The organism is Pseudomonas sp. NPDC089534 (assembly GCF_044749305.1).
GTDB lineage: Bacteria > Pseudomonadota > Gammaproteobacteria > Pseudomonadales > Pseudomonadaceae > Aquipseudomonas > Aquipseudomonas ekonensis.
This window is the reverse complement of record NZ_JBIVHR010000006.1, coordinates 88465-105775: the sequence shown is the minus strand read 5'-3', so window position 1 is coordinate 105775 and position 17311 is coordinate 88465. Positions and strand designations below refer to the sequence as shown.

14 protein-coding genes are annotated in these 17311 nt (G+C 64.9%); 5 read left to right on the top strand and 9 right to left on the bottom strand.

Annotated features, from left to right (window positions below; genetic code table 11):
* Positions 1 to 321 precede the first annotated feature (321 nt).
* The 8 genes from fabI to gloB form a co-directional block, all read right to left on the bottom strand.
* Entirely contained in the window at positions 322 to 1116 is a 795-nt protein-coding gene (fabI, locus tag ACIP0B_RS03385) for an enoyl-ACP reductase FabI (protein ID WP_085583544.1), read from the bottom strand.
* 19 nt (positions 1117 to 1135) lie between these two features.
* Complete coding sequence (locus ACIP0B_RS03380; protein WP_400829784.1) at positions 1136 to 2746, bottom strand: ABC transporter ATP-binding protein; 1611 nt, start codon at positions 2744 to 2746, stop codon at positions 1136 to 1138.
* A gap of 1 nt (position 2747) precedes the next feature.
* Complete coding sequence (locus ACIP0B_RS03375) at positions 2748 to 3767, bottom strand: ABC transporter permease (RefSeq protein ID WP_400829782.1); 1020 nt, start codon at positions 3765 to 3767, stop codon at positions 2748 to 2750.
* A gap of 1 nt (position 3768) precedes the next feature.
* The gene (locus tag ACIP0B_RS03370) at positions 3769 to 4842 is read right to left on the bottom strand and encodes a microcin C ABC transporter permease YejB (RefSeq protein WP_400829780.1); all 1074 of its coding nucleotides are present in this window, start codon (positions 4840 to 4842) and stop codon (positions 3769 to 3771) included.
* Positions 4843 to 4846: 4 nt separating this feature from the next.
* Positions 4847 to 6688: an extracellular solute-binding protein gene (locus ACIP0B_RS03365; RefSeq protein ID WP_400829779.1), complete on the bottom strand. Its 1842-nt coding sequence runs from the start codon at positions 6686 to 6688 to the stop codon at positions 4847 to 4849.
* Entirely contained in the window at positions 6685 to 8517 is a 1833-nt protein-coding gene (locus ACIP0B_RS03360) for an extracellular solute-binding protein (RefSeq protein WP_400829777.1), read from the bottom strand. Before ACIP0B_RS03360 ends, ACIP0B_RS03365 begins: the two co-directional genes overlap by 4 nt.
* 245 nt (positions 8518 to 8762) lie before the next feature.
* On the bottom strand, positions 8763 to 10229 hold the full coding sequence (locus ACIP0B_RS03355; protein ID WP_400829775.1) for a transglycosylase SLT domain-containing protein: 1467 nt from the start codon (positions 10227 to 10229) through the stop codon (positions 8763 to 8765).
* Positions 10230 to 10328: 99 nt separating this feature from the next.
* Complete coding sequence (gene gloB / locus ACIP0B_RS03350) at positions 10329 to 11096, bottom strand: hydroxyacylglutathione hydrolase (protein WP_400829773.1); 768 nt, start codon at positions 11094 to 11096, stop codon at positions 10329 to 10331.
* A gap of 65 nt (positions 11097 to 11161) precedes the next feature.
* Here gloB and ACIP0B_RS03345 point away from each other — a divergent pair, with 65 nt between their 5' ends.
* The 5 genes from ACIP0B_RS03345 to ACIP0B_RS03325 all read left to right on the top strand — a co-directional run bounded on the left by ACIP0B_RS03345 (position 11162) and on the right by ACIP0B_RS03325 (position 16429).
* A complete protein-coding gene (locus ACIP0B_RS03345; protein WP_400829772.1) occupies positions 11162 to 11920 on the top strand; it encodes a class I SAM-dependent methyltransferase in 759 nt (252 codons plus the stop codon).
* Positions 11921 to 12010: 90 nt separating this feature from the next.
* Positions 12011 to 12463, top strand: coding sequence for a ribonuclease HI (gene rnhA, locus ACIP0B_RS03340; RefSeq protein WP_400829770.1), 453 nt, complete (start codon positions 12011 to 12013; stop codon positions 12461 to 12463).
* A gap of 184 nt (positions 12464 to 12647) precedes the next feature.
* Positions 12648 to 13391, top strand: coding sequence for a DNA polymerase III subunit epsilon (dnaQ, locus tag ACIP0B_RS03335; RefSeq protein WP_400829768.1), 744 nt, complete (start codon positions 12648 to 12650; stop codon positions 13389 to 13391).
* 153 nt (positions 13392 to 13544) lie between these two features.
* On the top strand, positions 13545 to 15800 hold the full coding sequence (locus tag ACIP0B_RS03330) for an Orn/Lys/Arg decarboxylase N-terminal domain-containing protein (protein ID WP_400829766.1): 2256 nt from the start codon (positions 13545 to 13547) through the stop codon (positions 15798 to 15800).
* 14 nt (positions 15801 to 15814) lie between these two features.
* Complete coding sequence (locus ACIP0B_RS03325) at positions 15815 to 16429, top strand: GNAT family N-acetyltransferase (RefSeq protein ID WP_400829765.1); 615 nt, start codon at positions 15815 to 15817, stop codon at positions 16427 to 16429.
* Here the strand turns inward: ACIP0B_RS03325 and ACIP0B_RS03320 are convergent.
* A complete protein-coding gene (locus ACIP0B_RS03320) occupies positions 16395 to 17288 on the bottom strand; it encodes a LysR family transcriptional regulator (RefSeq protein WP_400829763.1) in 894 nt (297 codons plus the stop codon). The genes ACIP0B_RS03325 and ACIP0B_RS03320 overlap by 35 nt on opposite strands.
* Between the last annotated feature and the right edge of the window lie 23 nt (positions 17289 to 17311).

Below are 17311 nucleotides of genomic sequence, written 5' to 3'. Positions count from 1 at the left end.
CCTGCAGACACTTGCGATCCCTGTGGGAGCGGGCTTGCCCGCGATGGCGGTGGGGCAGGCAGCAGAGATGTCGGCAGTACCGGCCTCATCGCTTGCAGGCAAGCTCCTACAGGGCTTGGTGGTGTGTAGGGATCCTGCGGACAGCCGGGATCCATTGTGGGAGCCAGCCTGCTGGCGATGAGGCCGGCACCGCCCAAACCTTCATGCCTGACACACCGCCATCGCTTGCAGGCAAGCCCCCGCAGGGATCTGGGGGAATGCAGGATCCGCAGGCACAAAAAAACCCGCCGGAAGGCGGGTTTTTCGTTGGCTAGCCGAAGATCACTCTTCGATGTTGCCCATGGCGGTGGTGTTGAAGCCGCCGTCCACGTACATGATTTCACCGCTGATGCCCGACGCCAGGTCGGAGCACAGGAAGGCGCCGGCGTTGCCGACCTCTTCGATGGTGACGTTGCGGCGCAGCGGGGTCTGCGCTTCGTTGGCGGCCAGCATCTTGCGGAAGTTCTTGATGCCGGAAGCGGCCAGGGTGCGGATCGGGCCGGCCGATACGCAGTTGACGCGGGTGCCGTCCGGGCCCAGGGAACCGGCCAGGTAACGCACGCCGGCTTCCAGCGAAGCCTTGGCCATGCCCATCACGTTGTAGTTCGGCATGGTGCGCTCGGCGCCCAGGTAGGACAGGGTCAGCAGGCTGCCGTTGCGGCCCTTCATCATCTCGCGGCCGGCCTTGGCCAGGGCCACGAAGCTGTAGGCGCTGATGTCGTGGGCAATGCGGAAACCTTCGCGGGTGGTGGCTTCGGTGAAGTCGCCGTCCAGTTGGTCGCCCGGGGCGAAGCCGACGGAGTGCACGATGCAGTCCAGGCCGTCCCACTTCTTGCTCAGCTCCTCGAAGACCTTGGCGATCTCTTCGTCGCTGGCCACGTCGCAAGGGAAGCACAGGTCAGCGCTCGAACCCCAGCCTGCGGCGAACTCTTCGACACGGCCTTTCAATTTGTCGTTCTGATAAGTGAAGGCAAGCTCAGCGCCCTCGCGATGCATGGCGGCAGCGATGCCGGATGCGATGGACAGCTTGCTGGCGACACCGACGATCAGTACGCGCTTACCGGCGAGAAAACCCATGTGTTGCTCCTCTTTCAGGTTATTGCGCAGAGGCTGGCGCCAAAAAAGCGGCTTCCAGCAACTGCTGTGTATACGGATGTTGGGGGGCGGCAAAAATGGCTTGCGCGTCCCCCTGTTCGACCACTTGGCCATGCTTGACCACCATCAGCTGGTGGCTCAGCGCTTTGACGACAGCCAGATCATGGCTGATGAACAAATACGTCAGGTTGTACTTGGCTTGCAGTGAACGCAACAGCTCCACCACTTGCCGCTGCACCGTCCGGTCGAGCGCCGAGGTGGGCTCGTCCAGCAGGATCAGCGCCGGCTTGAGCACCAGGGCCCGGGCAATGGCGATACGCTGCCGTTGCCCACCGGAAAATTCATGGGGGTAGCGGTGCCGGGCTTCCGGATCCAGACCTACCTCCTTCAACGCGGCGACGATCGCCGCCTCTTGCTCCGCTTCGGTGCCGATCCCGTGGATCCGCAGGCCTTCGCCGACGATCTGGCTCACGCACATGCGCGGGCTCAGGCTGCCGAACGGGTCCTGAAACACCACCTGCATCTCCCGGCGCAGCGGACGGACTTCGTTCTGCGTCAGGCAGTCTAGCTGCTTGCCTTCAAAACGGATGCCGCCTTGGCTGCCGATCAACCGCAGGATCGCCAGACCCAGCGTGGACTTGCCGGAACCGCTTTCGCCCACGATCCCCAACGTCTGCCCCTGAGGCAGGCTGAAGCGGATGCCGTCCACGGCCTTGACGTGGTCCACCGTGCGCTTGAACAGGCCCTTTTTGATCGGGAACCAGACCTTCAGGTCCTCGACCTCCAGCAGCGGCACCCCGGCCTTGTTGCCCGCCGGGCCTCCGCTGGGCTCCGCCGCCAGCAGTTCCCGGGTGTACGGATGCTGCGGAGAACGGAACAGTTCTGCGCACGATGCCTGTTCGACGATGCAACCGCGCTGCATGACACATACGCGGTGCGCAATTCTTCGCACCAGGTTCAAATCGTGGCTGATCAGCAGCAGCGCCATGCCCAGCCGGGCCTGGAGTTCCTTGAGCAGATCGAGGATTTTCAGCTGAACGGTCACGTCCAGCGCGGTGGTCGGCTCATCGGCGATCAGCAGTTCCGGCTCGTTGGCCAGGGCCATGGCGATCATCACCCGCTGGCGCTGGCCGCCGGAGAGTTCGTGGGGCAGGGCCTTGAGCCGTTTGTGCGGTTCGGGGATGCCGACCATCTCCAGCAGCTCCAGGGTGCGCCGGGTCGCGACCTTGCCGGTCAGGCCCTTGTGGATGCCCAGCACTTCGTTGATCTGCTTTTCGATGGAGTGCAGCGGGTTGAGCGAGGTCATCGGCTCCTGGAAGATCATCGCGATCCGGTTGCCGCGGATGTGGCGGATGGTCTTTTCCTTGAGGTCCAGCAGGTTCTGTCCGGCATAGTTGATGCTGCCGGCCGGATGGCGGGCGAGCGGGTAGGGCAGCAGGCGCAGGATCGAGTGCGCCGTCACCGACTTGCCGGAGCCGCTTTCGCCGACCAGGGCCAGGGTCTCGCCGCGCCGGATGTCGAAGCTCACGCCCTCGACCACCCGCTGGACGCGGTCGCCCAGGCCGAATTCGACGGCGAGGTCGCGCACTTCGATCAGATTGTCCTGATTCATTTCACTTCCTCGGGTCGAAGGCGTCGCGGGCGGATTCGCCGATGAACACCAGAAGGCTCAGCATCAGGGCCAGCACGGCGAACGCGCTCATGCCCAGCCACGGCGCCTGCAGGTTGGATTTGCCCTGGGCCACCAGCTCGCCCAGCGACGGGCTGCCCGCAGGCAAACCGAAGCCGAGGAAGTCCAGGGCCGTGAGCGTGCCGATGGCGCCGGTCAGGATGAACGGCATGAACGTCATGGTCGAGACCATGGCGTTGGGCAGGATGTGGCGGAACATGATCGCGCCGTTGCGCATCCCCAGCGCCCGGGCCGCCCGCACGTATTCGAGGTTGCGCCCGCGCAGGAACTCGGCGCGCACCACGTCCACCAGGCTCATCCAGGAGAACAGCAGCATGATCCCCAGCAGCCACCAGAAGTTCGGCTGCACGAAACTGGCCAGGATGATCAGCAGGTACAGCACCGGCAGCCCCGACCATATCTCCAGGAACCGCTGGCCGGCCAGGTCGACCCAGCCGCCGTAGAAGCCTTGCAGTGCGCCGGCGATCACGCCGATCAGCGAGCTGAGCGCGGTCAGGGTCAGGGCGAACAGCACCGAGATGCGGAACCCGTAGATCACCCGCGCCAGCACGTCGCGGCCCTGGTCGTCGGTGCCCAGCAGGTTGACCGCCGAGGGCGGGGCGGGGGCGGGCACCTTCAGGTCGTAGTTGATGCTCTGGTAGCTGAACGGGATGGGCGCCCACAGCACCCAGGCGTCCTTGTTTTTGAGCAGTTCGCGGATGTACGGGCTCTTGTAGTTGGCTTCCAGCGGGAATTCGCCGCCGAACGCGGTTTCCGGGTAGCGCTTGAGCGCCGGGAAAAACCACTGGTTGTCGTAGTGCACCGCCAGCGGCTTGTCGTTGGCGATCAGTTCGGCGCCAAGGCTCAAGCCAAACAGGATCAGGAACAGCCACAGCGACCACCAGCCGCGCTTGTTGGCCTTGAACAGTTCGAAGCGGCGGCGGTTGAGAGGGGACAGGTTCATCTCAATGCTCCCGGCTTTCGAAGTCGATGCGCGGATCGACCAGGGTGTAGGTGAGGTCGCCGATCAGTTTCACCACCAGCCCCAGCAGGGTGAAGATGAACAGGGTGCCGAACACCACCGGGTAGTCGCGGTTGATCGCCGCCTCGAAACTCATCAGGCCGAGGCCGTCGAGGGAGAAGATCACTTCCACCAGCAGGGAGCCGGTGAAGAAGATGCCGATGAACGCCGAGGGGAACCCGGCGATCACCAGCAGCATCGCGTTGCGAAACACATGGCCGTACAGCACGCGGCGGCGGGTCAGGCCCTTGGCCTTGGCGGTGACCACGTACTGCTTGTTGATCTCGTCGAGGAAGCTGTTCTTGGTCAGCAGGGTCATGGTGGCGAAGTTGCCGATCACCAGGGCGGTCACCGGCAGCGCCAGGTGCCAGAAGTAGTCGAGGACCTTGCCGCCCAGGCTCAGTTCGTCGAAGTTGTTCGAGGTCAGGCCCCGCAGGGGGAACCAGTCCAGGTAGCTGCCGCCGGCGAACACCACGATCAGCAGGATCGCGAACAGGAATGCCGGGATCGCGTAGCCGATGATGATCGCCGAACTGGTCCAGACGTCGAAGTGGCTGCCGTGCCGGGTGGCCTTGGCGATCCCCAGCGGGATCGACACCAGGTACATGATCAGCGTGCTCCACAGGCCCAGGGAGATCGACACCGGCATCTTTTCCTTGATCAGGTCGATCACTTTGGCGTCGCGGAAGAAACTGTCGCCGAAATCCAGCCGGGCGTAGCTCTTGACCATGATCCACAGGCGTTCCGGGGCCGATTTGTCGAACCCGTACATGTGCTCGATTTCCTTGATCAGCGCCGGATCCAGGCCTTGGGCGCCGCGGTAGGACGAACCGGCCACCGACACCTCGGCGCCGCCGCCGGCGATGCGGCTGGTGGCGCCCTCGAAGCCTTCGAGCTTGGCGATCATCTGCTCCACCGGCCCGCCGGGGGCGGCCTGGATGATCACGAAGTTGATCAGCAGGATGCCGAACAGGGTCGGGATGATCAGCAGCAGTCGCCGAAAAATGTACGCCAGCATCTGATTACTCCGTGCCCGCAGGGTCGGCCTGCAGTTGGGTTTCGACTTCTATGGCCGGTTTGGTGTCGGGCTTGACCCACCAGGTATCGATGCCGATGTCGTATTTGGGGGAGACTTTCGGATGGCCGATGTGGTTCCAGTACGCCACGCGCCAAGTCTTGATGTGCCAGTTGGGGATCACGTAGTAGCCCCATTGCAGCACGCGGTCGAGGGCCCGGGCGTGGGCCACCAGGCTTCTGCGCGAATCGGCGTTGATCAGGTGCTCCACCAGCCGGTCGACCACCGGATCCTTCAGGCCCATCGAGTTGCGGCTGCTGGGCTTGTCGGCGGCGGCGCTCATCCAGAATTCGCGCTGTTCGTTGCCCGGCGAATTGGACTGCGGGAAGCTGCCGACGATCATGTCGAAGTCCCGCGAGCGCACGCGGTTGACGTACTGCGAGACGTCCACGCGGCGGATCACCAGGTCGATGCCCAGGTCGCTGAGGTTGCGCTTGAACGGCAGGAGCACCCGCTCGAAGTCGGTCTGGGCCAGCAGGAACTCGATGACCACCGGTTTGCCGTCGGCGTCGACCATCTTGTCGTCGACGATCTTCCAGCCGGCCTCTTGCAGCAGTTGGTAGGCCTCGCGCTGCTGCGGGCGGATCATGCCGCTGCCGTCGGTCTTCGGGTTCTCGAACGCTTCGCTGAACACCTGGGCCGGCAGTTGGCTGCGGAACGGGTCGAGGATCGCCAACTGGTCGGCGTCCGGCAGGCCGGTGGCGGCCATCTCCGAGTTCTCGAAATAGCTGCGGGTGCGCGCATAGGCGCTGTTGAACAGTTGCTTGTTGGTCCACTCGAAGTCCAGCAGCAGGCTCAGGGCCTGACGCACCCGCACATCGTGGAACACCGGGCGGCGCAGGTTGTAGACGAAGCCCTGCATGCCGGTGGGGTTGCCGTTGGGGATCTGTTCCTTGATCAGCCGCCCTTCGGTGACGGCGGGGATGTTGTAGGCGTTGGCCCAGTTCTTGGCGGTCATCTCCAGCCAATAGTCGAACTGCCCGGCCTTGAGGGCCTCCAGCGCCACGGTGTTGTCGCGGTAGTAGTCGGTGGTCATCACGTCGAAGTTGTAGAAACCGCGGTTGACCGGCAGGTCCTTGCCCCAATAGTCCTTGACCCGCTCGTAGCGCACGGAACGCCCGGCCTTCACTTCGGCCACACGGTACGGGCCACTGCCCAGCGGGATCTCCAGGTTGCCCTTGTTGAAGTCGCGGCTGGCCCACCAGTGTTTCGGCAGCACCGGCAACTGGCCGAGGATCAGCGGCAGTTCGCGGTTGTTGGTGTGCTTGAACTTGAACAGCACTTTGAGCGGGTCTTCGGCGATGACTTCGTCGACGTCATTGTAGTAGCCGCGGTACAGCGGCGAGCCGTCCTTGGTGAGGGTCTGGAAACTGAACACCACGTCCTCGGCGCGCACCGGATGGCCGTCGTGGAAACGTGCCTCCGGGCGCAGGTAGAAGCGCACCCAGCTGTTGTCCGGGGCCTTTTCGATCTTGCCGGCGATCAGGCCGTATTCGGTGAAGGGCTCGTCCAGGCTGTGGCGGGTGAGGGTGTCGTAGATCTGCCCGATGTTGTCCGCCGGCACGCCTTTGCTGATGAACGGGTTGAGGCTGTCGAAGCCGCCGAACCCGGCCTGGCGGAAGATCCCGCCCTTGGGCGCGTCGGGGTTCACGTAGTCGAAATGCTTGAAGTCGGCCGGGTACTTGGGCGGCTCGTTGTACAGCGTCACGGCGTGCTGCGGGGCGGCACAGGCCAGCCCGGCGAACAGCAGGCCGCTGGCCTGCAGGAGCAGGGCGCGGATGGGTTTCATCGATCTTTCTCCGAAGATTTCAGCCACCACGCGCTCAGGCCCAGGGTGTAGGGGGGCGTGGTGACGAAGGCGAACCGGTTGCGGTAGGCCAGACGGTGGTAATTGAGGTACCAGTTGGGAATGCTGTAGTGCTGCCACAGCAGCACGCGGTCCAGTGCCTTGCCGGCGGCCACCTGTTCGTCCCGGGTGCGGGCGGCGAGCAGTTGTTCGAGCAGGTGGTCGACCACGGGGTCGGCGATGCCGGCGTAGTTCTTGCTGCCCTTGACGGCGGCCTGGCTTGAGTGGAAGTACTGCCATTGCTCCAGGCCGGGGCTCAAGGTCTGGTTGAGCGTCATCAGGATCATGTCGAAATCGAACTGATCCAGGCGTTGCTTGTACTGGGCGCGGTCCACCGTGCGCAGGCGGGCGTCGATGCCGATGCCGTTGAGGTTCTCGACATAGGGCTGAAGGATCCGTTCCAGGTTCGGGTTGACCAGCAGGATCTCGAAGCGCAGGGGTTGTCCGGCGGCGTTCTGCAAGCGCTGGCCGTTGAGCGTCCAGCCCGCCTCGGCCAACAGCCCCAGGGCCTTGCGCAGGGTGTCCCGGGGGATGCCGCGCCCGTCGGTCTGCGGCAGGCTGAACGGTTCGGTGAACAGCCGGGCCGGGAGCTGATCCTTGTACGGCTTGAGCATCAGCCATTCATGGCCGACCGGCAGGCCTTCGGCGCTGAATTCGCTGTTGGGGTAATAACTGACGCTGCGCCGGTAGGCATCGCTGAACAGGGCGCGGTTGGTCCACTCGAAGTCGAACATCAGGCCCAGTGCTTCGCGCACCTTGACCTGGGCGAAGACCGGACGCCGGGTGTTCATGAACAGGCCCTGGCTCTGGGTCGGGATCCGGTGCGGGATCTGCGCCTTGATCACCTCGCCGCGGCGCAGGGCCGGAAAGTTGTAGCCGTTGGCCCAGTTCTTGGCCTGGTGCTCGATATAGATGTCGAACTCGTCGGCCTTGAAGGCTTCGAAGGCCACGTCGCTGTCACGGTAGAACTCGACCTCCATCCGGTCGACGTTGTACTTGCCGCGGTTGACCGGCAGGTCCTTGCCCCAATAGTCCTTGACCCGCTCGAAGACCAGTTGGCGCCCGGGCGTCACCGACGTGATGCGGTAGGGGCCGCTGCCCAGCGGCGGTTCGAAGGTGGTGGCCTTGAAGTCGCGGTCCTTCCAGTAATGCTGGGGCAGCACCGGCAGCTCGCCCAGGCGCAGGATCAGCAACGGGTTGCCCGAGCGTTTCAGCACGAAGCGGATGCGCTGCGGGCTGAGGATGTCGACCCGCGACACCTCCTGAAGGCTGGTGCGGTACAGCGGATGGCCTTCCTTGAGCAGCAGGCGGTAGGAGAACGCCACATCGTAGGCGGTGATCGGCGTGCCGTCATGGAAGCGCGCCTGCGGGCGCAGGTTGAACACCACCCAACTGCGGTCTTCGCTGTACTCCACCGATTGCGCGATCAGGCCGTAGCTGGAGGCCGGCTCGTCGCCGGAGGGCGCGTACTGGCCGGTGCCGACCATCAGCGGCTCGTTCAGCTCGTTGATGCCGTACTGCAGGAAATTCGGCGTGGTGACCGGGCTGGTGCCCTTGAAGGTGTAGGGGTTGAGCGTATCGAAGGTGCCGAACGCCATCACCCGCAACGTGCCGCCCTTGGGCGCCTGCGGGTTGACCCAGTCGAAGTGGGTGAAGCTGGCCGGGTACTTGAGTGTGCCGAACTGCGCGTAACCGTGGCTTTCGGTGATGGTCGCGCTTGCGGGAGAGCTCAAGGCCAGGCTGATCAGGAGCAGGAGGAGGGGACGCTTCAAGTCGGATCCGGTCCAGGCGGCTTGGGCTTTGTGGCCAGTACAGTAACAGCTTGTATGGACAGGAAAAAGACAAGCGTTAACGTGGGGTTAATCGGGGTTTTGAGGGAGGCCTTGTGGCGAGGGAGCTTGCTCCCGCTGGGTTGCGCAGCGACCCCAATTCCTTTGGGGGCTGCGCACCCCGATGGGAGCAAGCTCCCTCATCACATTTCGGCACAAAAAAGCCCCTGGGTTTCAGGGGCTTTCTGTCAGTGCGGCTGGTAGACGGTGAGCATCTGTCCAGGCTTGAGCGCCTTGCCCGCCCCCGGATTCCAGCGCTTGAGGTGCTGCATCTCGACGTTGAAGCGTTTGGCGACCACGTACAGGGTGTCGCCTTGCTTGACCTTGTACTGGGTCTGCTTCTGGGCGTCGGCCTTGGCGCCGGACTTGCTGTTGGCTGCGATCACGGTGTTGATGCGCCCGCCGGCGTTGCGGGCCGGGGTGCGTTTGGTGGTGTCGCGCATCACCAGGGTCTGGCCGACCTTGAGGTTCTTGCCGGAAAGCTTGTTCCAGCGTTGCAGGTCCTTGACCTCGACCTTGTTGGCCTTGGCGATGGAGGCGAGGTTGTCGCCGCGCTTGACCCGGTAGGCGCGCTTGAGCTGTGCGACTTCGGCAGGGTCGGCGCCTTCGAACACCGGTTTGAGGGAGCGCGGGCTGATCAGCTCTTCGGGCCGCATGGTCTGCAGGCTGGCGGTCAGCAGCTGGGCCTTGGACGTCGGCACCAGCAGGTGCTGCGGGCCGTCGATCGTGGTGCGCTGCTTGAACGCCGGGTTGAGCTGGAACAGTTCGTCTTCGTCGATGTTGGCCACCGCCGCGACCTTGGACAGGTCCATGCGCTGGTTGATCTCGACGACCTGGAAATACGGTTCGTTGGCGATCGGGTTGAGGTTCACGCCGTAGGCTTCCGGCGCCAAGACCACCTGGGACAGGGCCAGCAGCTTCGGCACGTAGGCCTGGGTTTCGGCCGGCAACGGCAGGTTCCAGTAGTCGGTCGGCAGGCCGAGGCGCTCGTTGCGCTCGATGGCGCGGCTCACCGTGCCTTCGCCGGCGTTGTAGGCCGCCAGGGCCAGCAGCCAGTCGCCGTTGAACATGTCGTGCAGGCGGGTCAGGTAGTCCATCGCCGCGGTGGTCGAGGCGGTGATGTCCCGGCGGCCGTCGTAGAAGCGGGTCTGGCGCAGGTTGAAGGAGCGTCCCGTGGACGGGATGAACTGCCAGAGGCCCACCGCGTCGGCCCGGGAGTAGGCCATCGGGTTGTAGGCGCTTTCGATCACCGGCAGCAGCGCCAGCTCCAGCGGCATGTTGCGCTCTTCAAGGCGCTCGACGATGTAATGGATGTAGAGGCTGCCGCGTTCGCCGGCGTTCTCGAGGAACGACGGGTTGCTGGCGAACCAAAGGCGTTGCTGCTCGATGCGCGGGTTGACCCCCAGGCCCTCTTGCAGCTGGAAGCCTTCGCGCATCCGCGCCCAGATGTCCTGGGGCACCTGCGGGCTGGGCTTCTCGTTCAGCCAGATCGGCTTCTGTTTGGCCCGGGCAGCGATGTTCGGCGCGTGGGTCGCGTCAGTCTGCGGCGCATGGCTGGAGCAGCCCGCCAGGGTGGCGGACACAGCCACCGCGATGGCTTGCGCCAGGCGGGTCAGTGCGTCTGAATTGACGGACTTGCGTATGGATGACGACATTGGCTGGAAGTAAGTTCCGGGCAAAAATGTCGGGCGATTCTAGAAAGCGCACCCCCAACGGTCAACCATTCAGAACTTTTGTACCGTTTGGGGAATGCCTCAAAACGTGTCTTTCCAGGCCCGCAGTGCCGCAAAAACCTCACTCGGCGCCCGGTTTTGCGGGCCGCTCCGTTCGTCCAATTTTTGTTTAACTAATGTTTCACCGGTGCGCAGGAAGGGGTTGGTGAGCTTTTCCAGGGCCAGGGTCGAGGGCAGGGTCATGACGCCGTTTTCCCGCTGCTGGCGGACCTTTTCCAGACGGGCGGCGATGTCCGCGTTGTCCGGCTCGACCGCGGCGGCGAATTTCAGGTTGCTCAGGGTGTATTCGTGGGTGCAGTAGACCAGCGTGTCTTCCGGCAGGGCGGCCAGGCGGCTGAGGGAGTGGTGCATCTGCTCCGGCGTGCCTTCGAACAGGCGCCCGCAGCCGGCGGCGAACAGGGTGTCGCCGCAGAACAGCAGGCCGTGGCGGTAGTAGGCGATGTGGCCCAGGGTGTGGCCGGGCACGGCGTACACGTCGAAGTCCCAGCCCAATACGCGGGCCTTGTCGCCGTCCTTGAGCGCAATGTCGCGGCCGGGGATCTTCTCGCTGGCCGGCCCGTGGACGGTGGCGTCCGTGGCGGCTTTCAGCGCTTCGATGCCGCCGACGTGGTCATGGTGGTGATGGGTGACCAGAATGTCGCTGAGCGTCCAGCCCGGATGGGCGCCGAGCCAGTTCAGCACGGGGGCGGCATCCCCCGGATCGACCACGGCGCAGCGATGGTTCGAATGATCCTGCAACAACCAGATGTAGTTGTCGGTGAAGGCGGGCAGGGCACTGATCTGTATCATCTTAGGATTCGCCAAGCGGGTAACATTGGCGCATCTTAGAGCTTCGTGGCGCTTTGGAGAACGACATGACCGATAAAGCGTTCGCTCAGGCCGATCCTGACTGGCTGGCGCTGATCAGTTCGGCGCGGGAGTGGCTGTCCGGTCCCCTGGGACAATTTCTGCTGGATGAGGAACGGCGCATGCTCGAAGACGAGCTGGGCCGTTTCTTCGGCGGCTACCTGGTGCATTACGGGCCGTCCGCCGAGACGCCGCCGTCGGCGCCGCAGGTGCAGCGCAACGTGCGGCTGGGCGCGCCGTTGCCGGGCGTCGAGATCGTCTGCGAGGAGCAGGCCTGGCCGTTGAGCGAGCATGCGGCCGACGTGGTGGTGATGCAGCACGGGCTGGATTTCTGCCTGTCGCCCCACGGGCTGCTGCGCGAAGCGGCCAGCAGCGTGCGGCCCGGCGGGCATCTGCTGATCATCGGCATCAACCCCTGGAGCGCCTGGGGCCTGCGGCACGTGTTCGCCCATGACGCGCTGGGCCAGGCGCGCTGCATCTCGCCGTCGCGGGTCGCCGACTGGCTCAACCTGTTGGGCTTCGCGCTGGAGAAACGCCGCTTCGGGTGCTATCGTCCGCCGCTTGCGTCGCCCAAGTGGCAGGCCCGCCTGGCCGGTTGGGAACGCCGCGCCGGAGACTGGCAACTGGCCGGCGGCGGCTTCTACCTGCTGGTGGCGCGCAAGATCGTGGTCGGCCTGCGCCCGGTGCGCCAGGAGCGCCGCGAGCCGATGGGCAAGCTGATTCCGCTGCCGATGGCCAAGGTCAACCGCCGCCGCATCGAACCGTAGAACCTTCTTTATATACCGGCCGGGGTTGCCCCGGCCTCGGCCATCGTCGGCGGCTGTCCGGCGAGGCACGGCAATTTCTGGATGACTGGCATGACCGATAGCGTAGAACTGTTCACTGACGGCGCCTGCAAGGGCAACCCCGGCCCCGGCGGCTGGGGCGCCTTGCTGGTGTGTAAGGGCGTCGAGAAGGAACTGTGGGGCGGCGAAGCCAACACCACCAACAACCGCATGGAGCTGCTCGGCGCGATCCGGGGCCTGGAAGCCCTCAAGCGCCCGTGCGAAGTGCTGCTGGTGACCGACTCGCAATACGTGATGAAAGGCATCAACGAGTGGATGGCCAACTGGAAGAAGCGCGGCTGGAAAACCGCCGCGAAGGAACCGGTGAAGAACGCCGATCTGTGGAAGCAGCTCGACGAACAGGTCAACCGCCACAAGGTCACCTGGAAATGGGTGCGCGGCCACATCGGCCATCACGGCAACGAACGGGCCGACCAGTTGGCCAACCGCGGCGTCGATGAAGTGCGCGGCTACAAGCAGGATTGACCCTGCACCGTGGTGCGGCCATCGCCAGCAGACTGGCTCCCACATTGGATCTGCACGATGCATCAGTCCCCTGTGGGAGCCAGCCCGCTGGCGATCGGCCCAACGCGGACGACCTGAAACCCCGAGGCGAGCGTGATACCATCGCCGCCTTTGTCCGATTGCACCCGTTGAGAGCTGAACACTGATGGCCACCAGATCCGTTGTACTCGATACCGAAACCACCGGCATGCCGGTGACCGACGGCCACCGGATCATCGAGATCGGCTGTGTCGAGCTGATCGGCCGGCGCCTGACGGGCCGGCATTTTCACGTGTACCTGCAACCGGACCGCGAAAGCGACGAGGGCGCCATCGGCGTTCACGGCATCACCAACGAATTCCTTGTCGGCAAGCCGCGTTTTGCCGAGGTGGCCGAGGAATTCTTCGAGTTCATCAACGGCGCGCAACTGATCATCCACAACGCGGCGTTCGACGTTGGCTTCATCAACAACGAATTCGCCTTGATGGGCCAGCAGGACCGGGCCGACATCACCCGTCACTGCACGGTCCTCGACACCCTGATGATGGCGCGGGAGCGTCATCCGGGGCAGCGCAACAGCCTCGATGCGCTGTGCAAGCGCTATGGCGTGGACAACTCCGGCCGTGAGCTGCACGGCGCATTGCTCGACTCGGAGATCCTCGCCGACGTCTACCTGACCATGACCGGCGGCCAGACCAGCCTGTCCCTGGCCGGCAACGCCTCCGACGGCTCCGGTGAAGGCAGCGGGCGCGCGTCCGAGATCCGGCGCCTGCCGGCCGACCGCCAGCCGGGCCGGATCATCCGCGCCAGCGAGGACGAACTGGCTCAGCACGCGGCGCGCCTTGAAATCATCGCCAAATCCGCCGGCGGGCCGGCGCTGTGGACGCAATTGCTCGAGTCCCAGGCCTGAACCCCGGCGGTGAGGGGCACCGGCCACGGGCGCAACGCAAGCACCGCTTCCCCGGACATGAAGCCAACTGGCCACCCTCGCCACATCCGCGTTGACGCTCTACCCTGAGGACATTGGCACGCTGCGCGCTGCCGTCTCAGGACTCTGGGCCCCATGTACAAAGATTTGAAGTTTCCGGTGTTGATCGTCCACCGCGACATCAAGGCCGACACGGTTGCCGGCGAGCGTATCCGGGGCATCGCCCGGGAGCTGGAGCAAGAAGGATTCAAGGTCGTCTCGGCCACGGACTACACCGAAGGCCGGCTGGTGGCCTCCACCCACCATGGCCTGGCGTGCATGCTAATCGCCGCCGAAGACGCCAGCACCAACTCGCATCTGCTGCACAACATGGCCGAACTGATCGGGCTGGCCCGGGTTCGTGCGCCGGACCTGCCGATCTTCGCCCTTGGCGAGCAGGTCACCCTGGAGAATGCCCCGGCCGACGCCATGGCCGAGCTCAACCAGCTGCGCGGCATTCTCTACCTGTTCGAAGACACCGTGCCGTTCCTGGCCCGGCAAGTGGCGCGGGCGGCGCGCAAGTACCTGGACGGGCTGCTGCCGCCGTTCTTCAAGGCGCTGGTGCAGCACACGGCCGACTCCAACTATTCCTGGCACACGCCGGGCCACGGCGGCGGGGTGGCGTACCACAAGAGTCCGGTGGGGCAGGCGTTTCACCAGTTCTTCGGCGAGAACACCCTGCGCTCGGACCTGTCGGTGTCGGTGCCGGAGCTCGGTTCGCTGCTCGACCACACAGGCCCCTTGGCGGAGGCCGAGGCGCGGGCGGCGCGCAACTTCGGCGCCGACCACACGTTCTTCGTGATCAACGGCACCTCGACCGCCAACAAGATCGTCTGGCATTCCATGGTCGGGCGCGACGACCTGGTGCTGGTGGACCGCAACTGCCACAAGTCGGTGCTGCACGCGATCATCATGACCGGCGCCATCCCGCTGTACCTGTGTCCGGAACGCAACGAGCTGGGGATCATCGGCCCCATTCCCCTGAGCGAGTTCAGCCGCGAGTCGATCCAGGCCAAGATCGACGCCAGCCCGCTGACCCAGGGACGTGAACCGAAGGTCAAACTGGCGGTGGTCACCAACTCCACCTACGACGGCCTCTGCTACAACGCCGAACTGATCAAGCAGAGCCTGGGCAACAGCGTGCAGGTGCTGCATTTCGACGAGGCCTGGTACGCCTATGCGGCGTTCCACGAATTCTTCGCCGGGCGCTATGGCATGGCCACCTCGCGCAGCGCCGACAGCCCGCTGGTGTTCACCACCCACTCCACCCACAAGCTGCTGGCGGCGTTCAGCCAGGCCTCGATGATCCATGTCCAGGACGGCGGCGCGCGGCAGTTGGACCGGGACCGTTTCAACGAAGCGTTCATGATGCACATCTCGACATCGCCGCAGTACAGCATCATCGCCTCGCTGGACGTGGCCTCGGCGATGATGGAAGGGCCGGCCGGACGTTCGCTGCTGCAGGAGACCTTCGACGAGGCCCTGAGCTTTCGTCGGGCGCTGGCCAACCTGCGCCAGCACATTGCGGCCGATGACTGGTGGTTCTCCATCTGGCAGCCGCCGGGCGTCGAGGGCACCGACCGGGTGAAGACCGAAGATTGGCTGCTGCAGCCCGAGGCGGAGTGGCACGGATTCGGCGAGGTCGGCGACGATTACGTGCTGCTGGATCCGATCAAGGTCACCCTGGTGATGCCCGGCCTGAGCGCCGGCGGCGCCTTGAGCGAGAAGGGGATTCCGGCGGCGGTGGTCAGCCGGTTTCTCTGGGAGCGCGGGCTGGTCGTGGAGAAGACCGGCCTGTATTCGTTCCTGGTGCTGTTTTCCATGGGTATCACCAAGGGCAAATGGAGCACGCTGCTGACCGAGCTGCTGGAGTTCAAGCGCAGCTACGACGCCAACGTCAGCCTTGCCGTTTGCCTGCCGTGCGTGGCCCAGGAAGACGCGGTGCGCTACCGCGGCATGGGCCTGCGCGACCTGTGCGATCAGTTGCACGGCTGCTACCGCACCAACGCCACGGCCAGGCACCTCAAGCGCATGTACACCGTGCTGCCGGAGATCGCCATGAAGCCGGCCCACGCCTACGACCAATTGGTGCGCGGCGAGGTCGAGGCCGTGCCGATCGACGAGCTGGAGGGGCGGGTGGCGGCGGTGATGCTGGTGCCTTACCCGCCGGGCATTCCGTTGATCATGCCGGGAGAGCGTTTCACCGAGTCCACCCGCTCGATTGTCGAATACCTGAAGTTTGCCCGCACGTTCGATGCGAGTTTTCCCGGTTTTGTGGCTGATGTGCATGGACTGCAACATGAAGATCATGGCAACGGACGGGTATACACCGTCGATTGCGTCAAGGAATGAGGGCGTTCAACCGTATGCAACCGCTTAAGAATCCGAAACATCCCGGTCTGTCGGTGCGGGTCGCCGACGAAGGGTTTGCCGCGTACATCTGGGGCAGCGACTTCAGTTTCGAGGTCGCCGCCTACGGCGCAGCCGAAATCGGCAAGCCCGTGGCCCAATGGGCAGTGACCCCCATCGTGCCGTACCGCAAGTGCTACGGCATCGACCCTGAAGAGTTCAGCAGCTACCGCGACGCCGCCGACAGCGAAATCTTCATGGCGTACCTGGGGGATGAGCCGGTCGGCCATCTGGTGGTCAGCACCAACTGGAACGGTTTCGCCCACATCGACGAACTGGCGGTGCATGCCCCGGCGCGGCGGCACGGGGTGGCCAAGGCATTGCTGGATGTGGCGCAGTTCTGGAGCCGCAAGAAGAAACTGCCGGGGATCATGCTCGAAACCCAGAACAACAACTTAGGTGCCTGCCGGCTGTATGAGCGTTGCGGCTATGTGATCGGCGGCATCGACCACCTGCGCTACCGCGGCATCGATCCGAACACCGCCGAAGTGGCGTTGTTCTGGTATCGATTGTTCGATAACCCGCTGGAAAGTCCGGTCAACCCGTCAGCATCGCCCCGGCTTGTTCCGTGACGATGCCGAGCAGGGTCTGGATGGCGGCCGGCGTTTCGGTGTGCCGGTAGGTCAAGGCATAAAGGCTGACCGGCACCGCCGGAGACAGCGGGCAGGCATCGAGACCGGCGGCGCGGGCGCCGAGGGCGGTGAACGGGTCGACGATGGCCAGGCCTTCGCCGGCCTCGACCATGCTGCGCATCATCTGGTGGGTCTGCACCCGGGTGCGGATGCTCGGCGCCGGGCGCAGCGCCTGGAGCTTGTGCTCCAGCGCGGGGCTCAGCGGATCCTGGCCCTCCAGGCCGACCATCGCCTGGCCGGCCAGGTCCGGCAGTGAAACGTACTTCTGTTTCGGCTGCAGCCAGCCGTGGGGCGCCAGCAGCTGCAGTTTGCCTTGGGCCAGCGGCTGGCAATGGATGTCGGGGTGTTCGGGGTCGTGCAGGCTCAGGCCCAGGTCGCACTCGCGCAGCAATAGGCGGCGGACGATGTCGCGGGTCGGTTCGCTGAGCAGGGTGCAGGGGGCGTCGGGAAGTCGCCGACGCAGGGCGGCGAGGCTTTGCGGCAGCAGTTGCTGGGCCAGCGGCGGTGTGCCGGTGACCCGCAGGGGCGGGGCGAGGTAATGGCGCAGGCTGTCGGCCAGACGCTGCACCGGCTCCAGCGCTTCATAAATGTGGCCGATCTCGACTTGCAGCGCCTTGGCCTCCGGGGTGGCCTGGAGCCGGCCGCGGACGCTGGCGAACAGCATGAACCCCAATTCGCTCTCGGCTTCGCGCAACCGCGCTTCGACCTCGGCCGTCGACAGCTGCAGCCATTCGGCTGCGGTGCCTGCGTGGCCGGTCTGCAGCAGCGCCTGAATCACTTCGATATGACGTAAACGCATGCGGCAAGTCCATGTCCGGCGAT

What these genes read in the sequence shown, in the direction of transcription:
- ACIP0B_RS03330 (WP_400829766.1), top strand. Translation starts at nt 13,545, where the DNA reads ATGTACAAAGATTTGAAGTTTCCGGTGTTGATCGTCCACCGCGACATC.
- rnhA (WP_400829770.1), top strand. Translation starts at nt 12,011, where the DNA reads ATGACCGATAGCGTAGAACTGTTCACTGACGGCGCCTGCAAGGGCAAC.
- ACIP0B_RS03370 (WP_400829780.1), bottom strand. Translation starts at nt 4,842, where the DNA reads ATGCTGGCGTACATTTTTCGGCGACTGCTGCTGATCATCCCGACCCTG.
- gloB (WP_400829773.1), bottom strand. Translation starts at nt 11,096, where the DNA reads ATGATACAGATCAGTGCCCTGCCCGCCTTCACCGACAACTACATCTGG.
- fabI (WP_085583544.1), bottom strand. Translation starts at nt 1,116, where the DNA reads ATGGGTTTTCTCGCCGGTAAGCGCGTACTGATCGTCGGTGTCGCCAGC.
- dnaQ (WP_400829768.1), top strand. Translation starts at nt 12,648, where the DNA reads ATGGCCACCAGATCCGTTGTACTCGATACCGAAACCACCGGCATGCCG.
- ACIP0B_RS03320 (WP_400829763.1), bottom strand. Translation starts at nt 17,288, where the DNA reads ATGCGTTTACGTCATATCGAAGTGATTCAGGCGCTGCTGCAGACCGGC.
- ACIP0B_RS03355 (WP_400829775.1), bottom strand. Translation starts at nt 10,229, where the DNA reads ATGTCGTCATCCATACGCAAGTCCGTCAATTCAGACGCACTGACCCGC.
- ACIP0B_RS03375 (WP_400829782.1), bottom strand. Translation starts at nt 3,767, where the DNA reads ATGAACCTGTCCCCTCTCAACCGCCGCCGCTTCGAACTGTTCAAGGCC.
- ACIP0B_RS03380 (WP_400829784.1), bottom strand. Translation starts at nt 2,746, where the DNA reads ATGAATCAGGACAATCTGATCGAAGTGCGCGACCTCGCCGTCGAATTC.
- ACIP0B_RS03365 (WP_400829779.1), bottom strand. Translation starts at nt 6,688, where the DNA reads ATGAAACCCATCCGCGCCCTGCTCCTGCAGGCCAGCGGCCTGCTGTTC.
- ACIP0B_RS03345 (WP_400829772.1), top strand. Translation starts at nt 11,162, where the DNA reads ATGACCGATAAAGCGTTCGCTCAGGCCGATCCTGACTGGCTGGCGCTG.
- ACIP0B_RS03325 (WP_400829765.1), top strand. Translation starts at nt 15,815, where the DNA reads ATGCAACCGCTTAAGAATCCGAAACATCCCGGTCTGTCGGTGCGGGTC.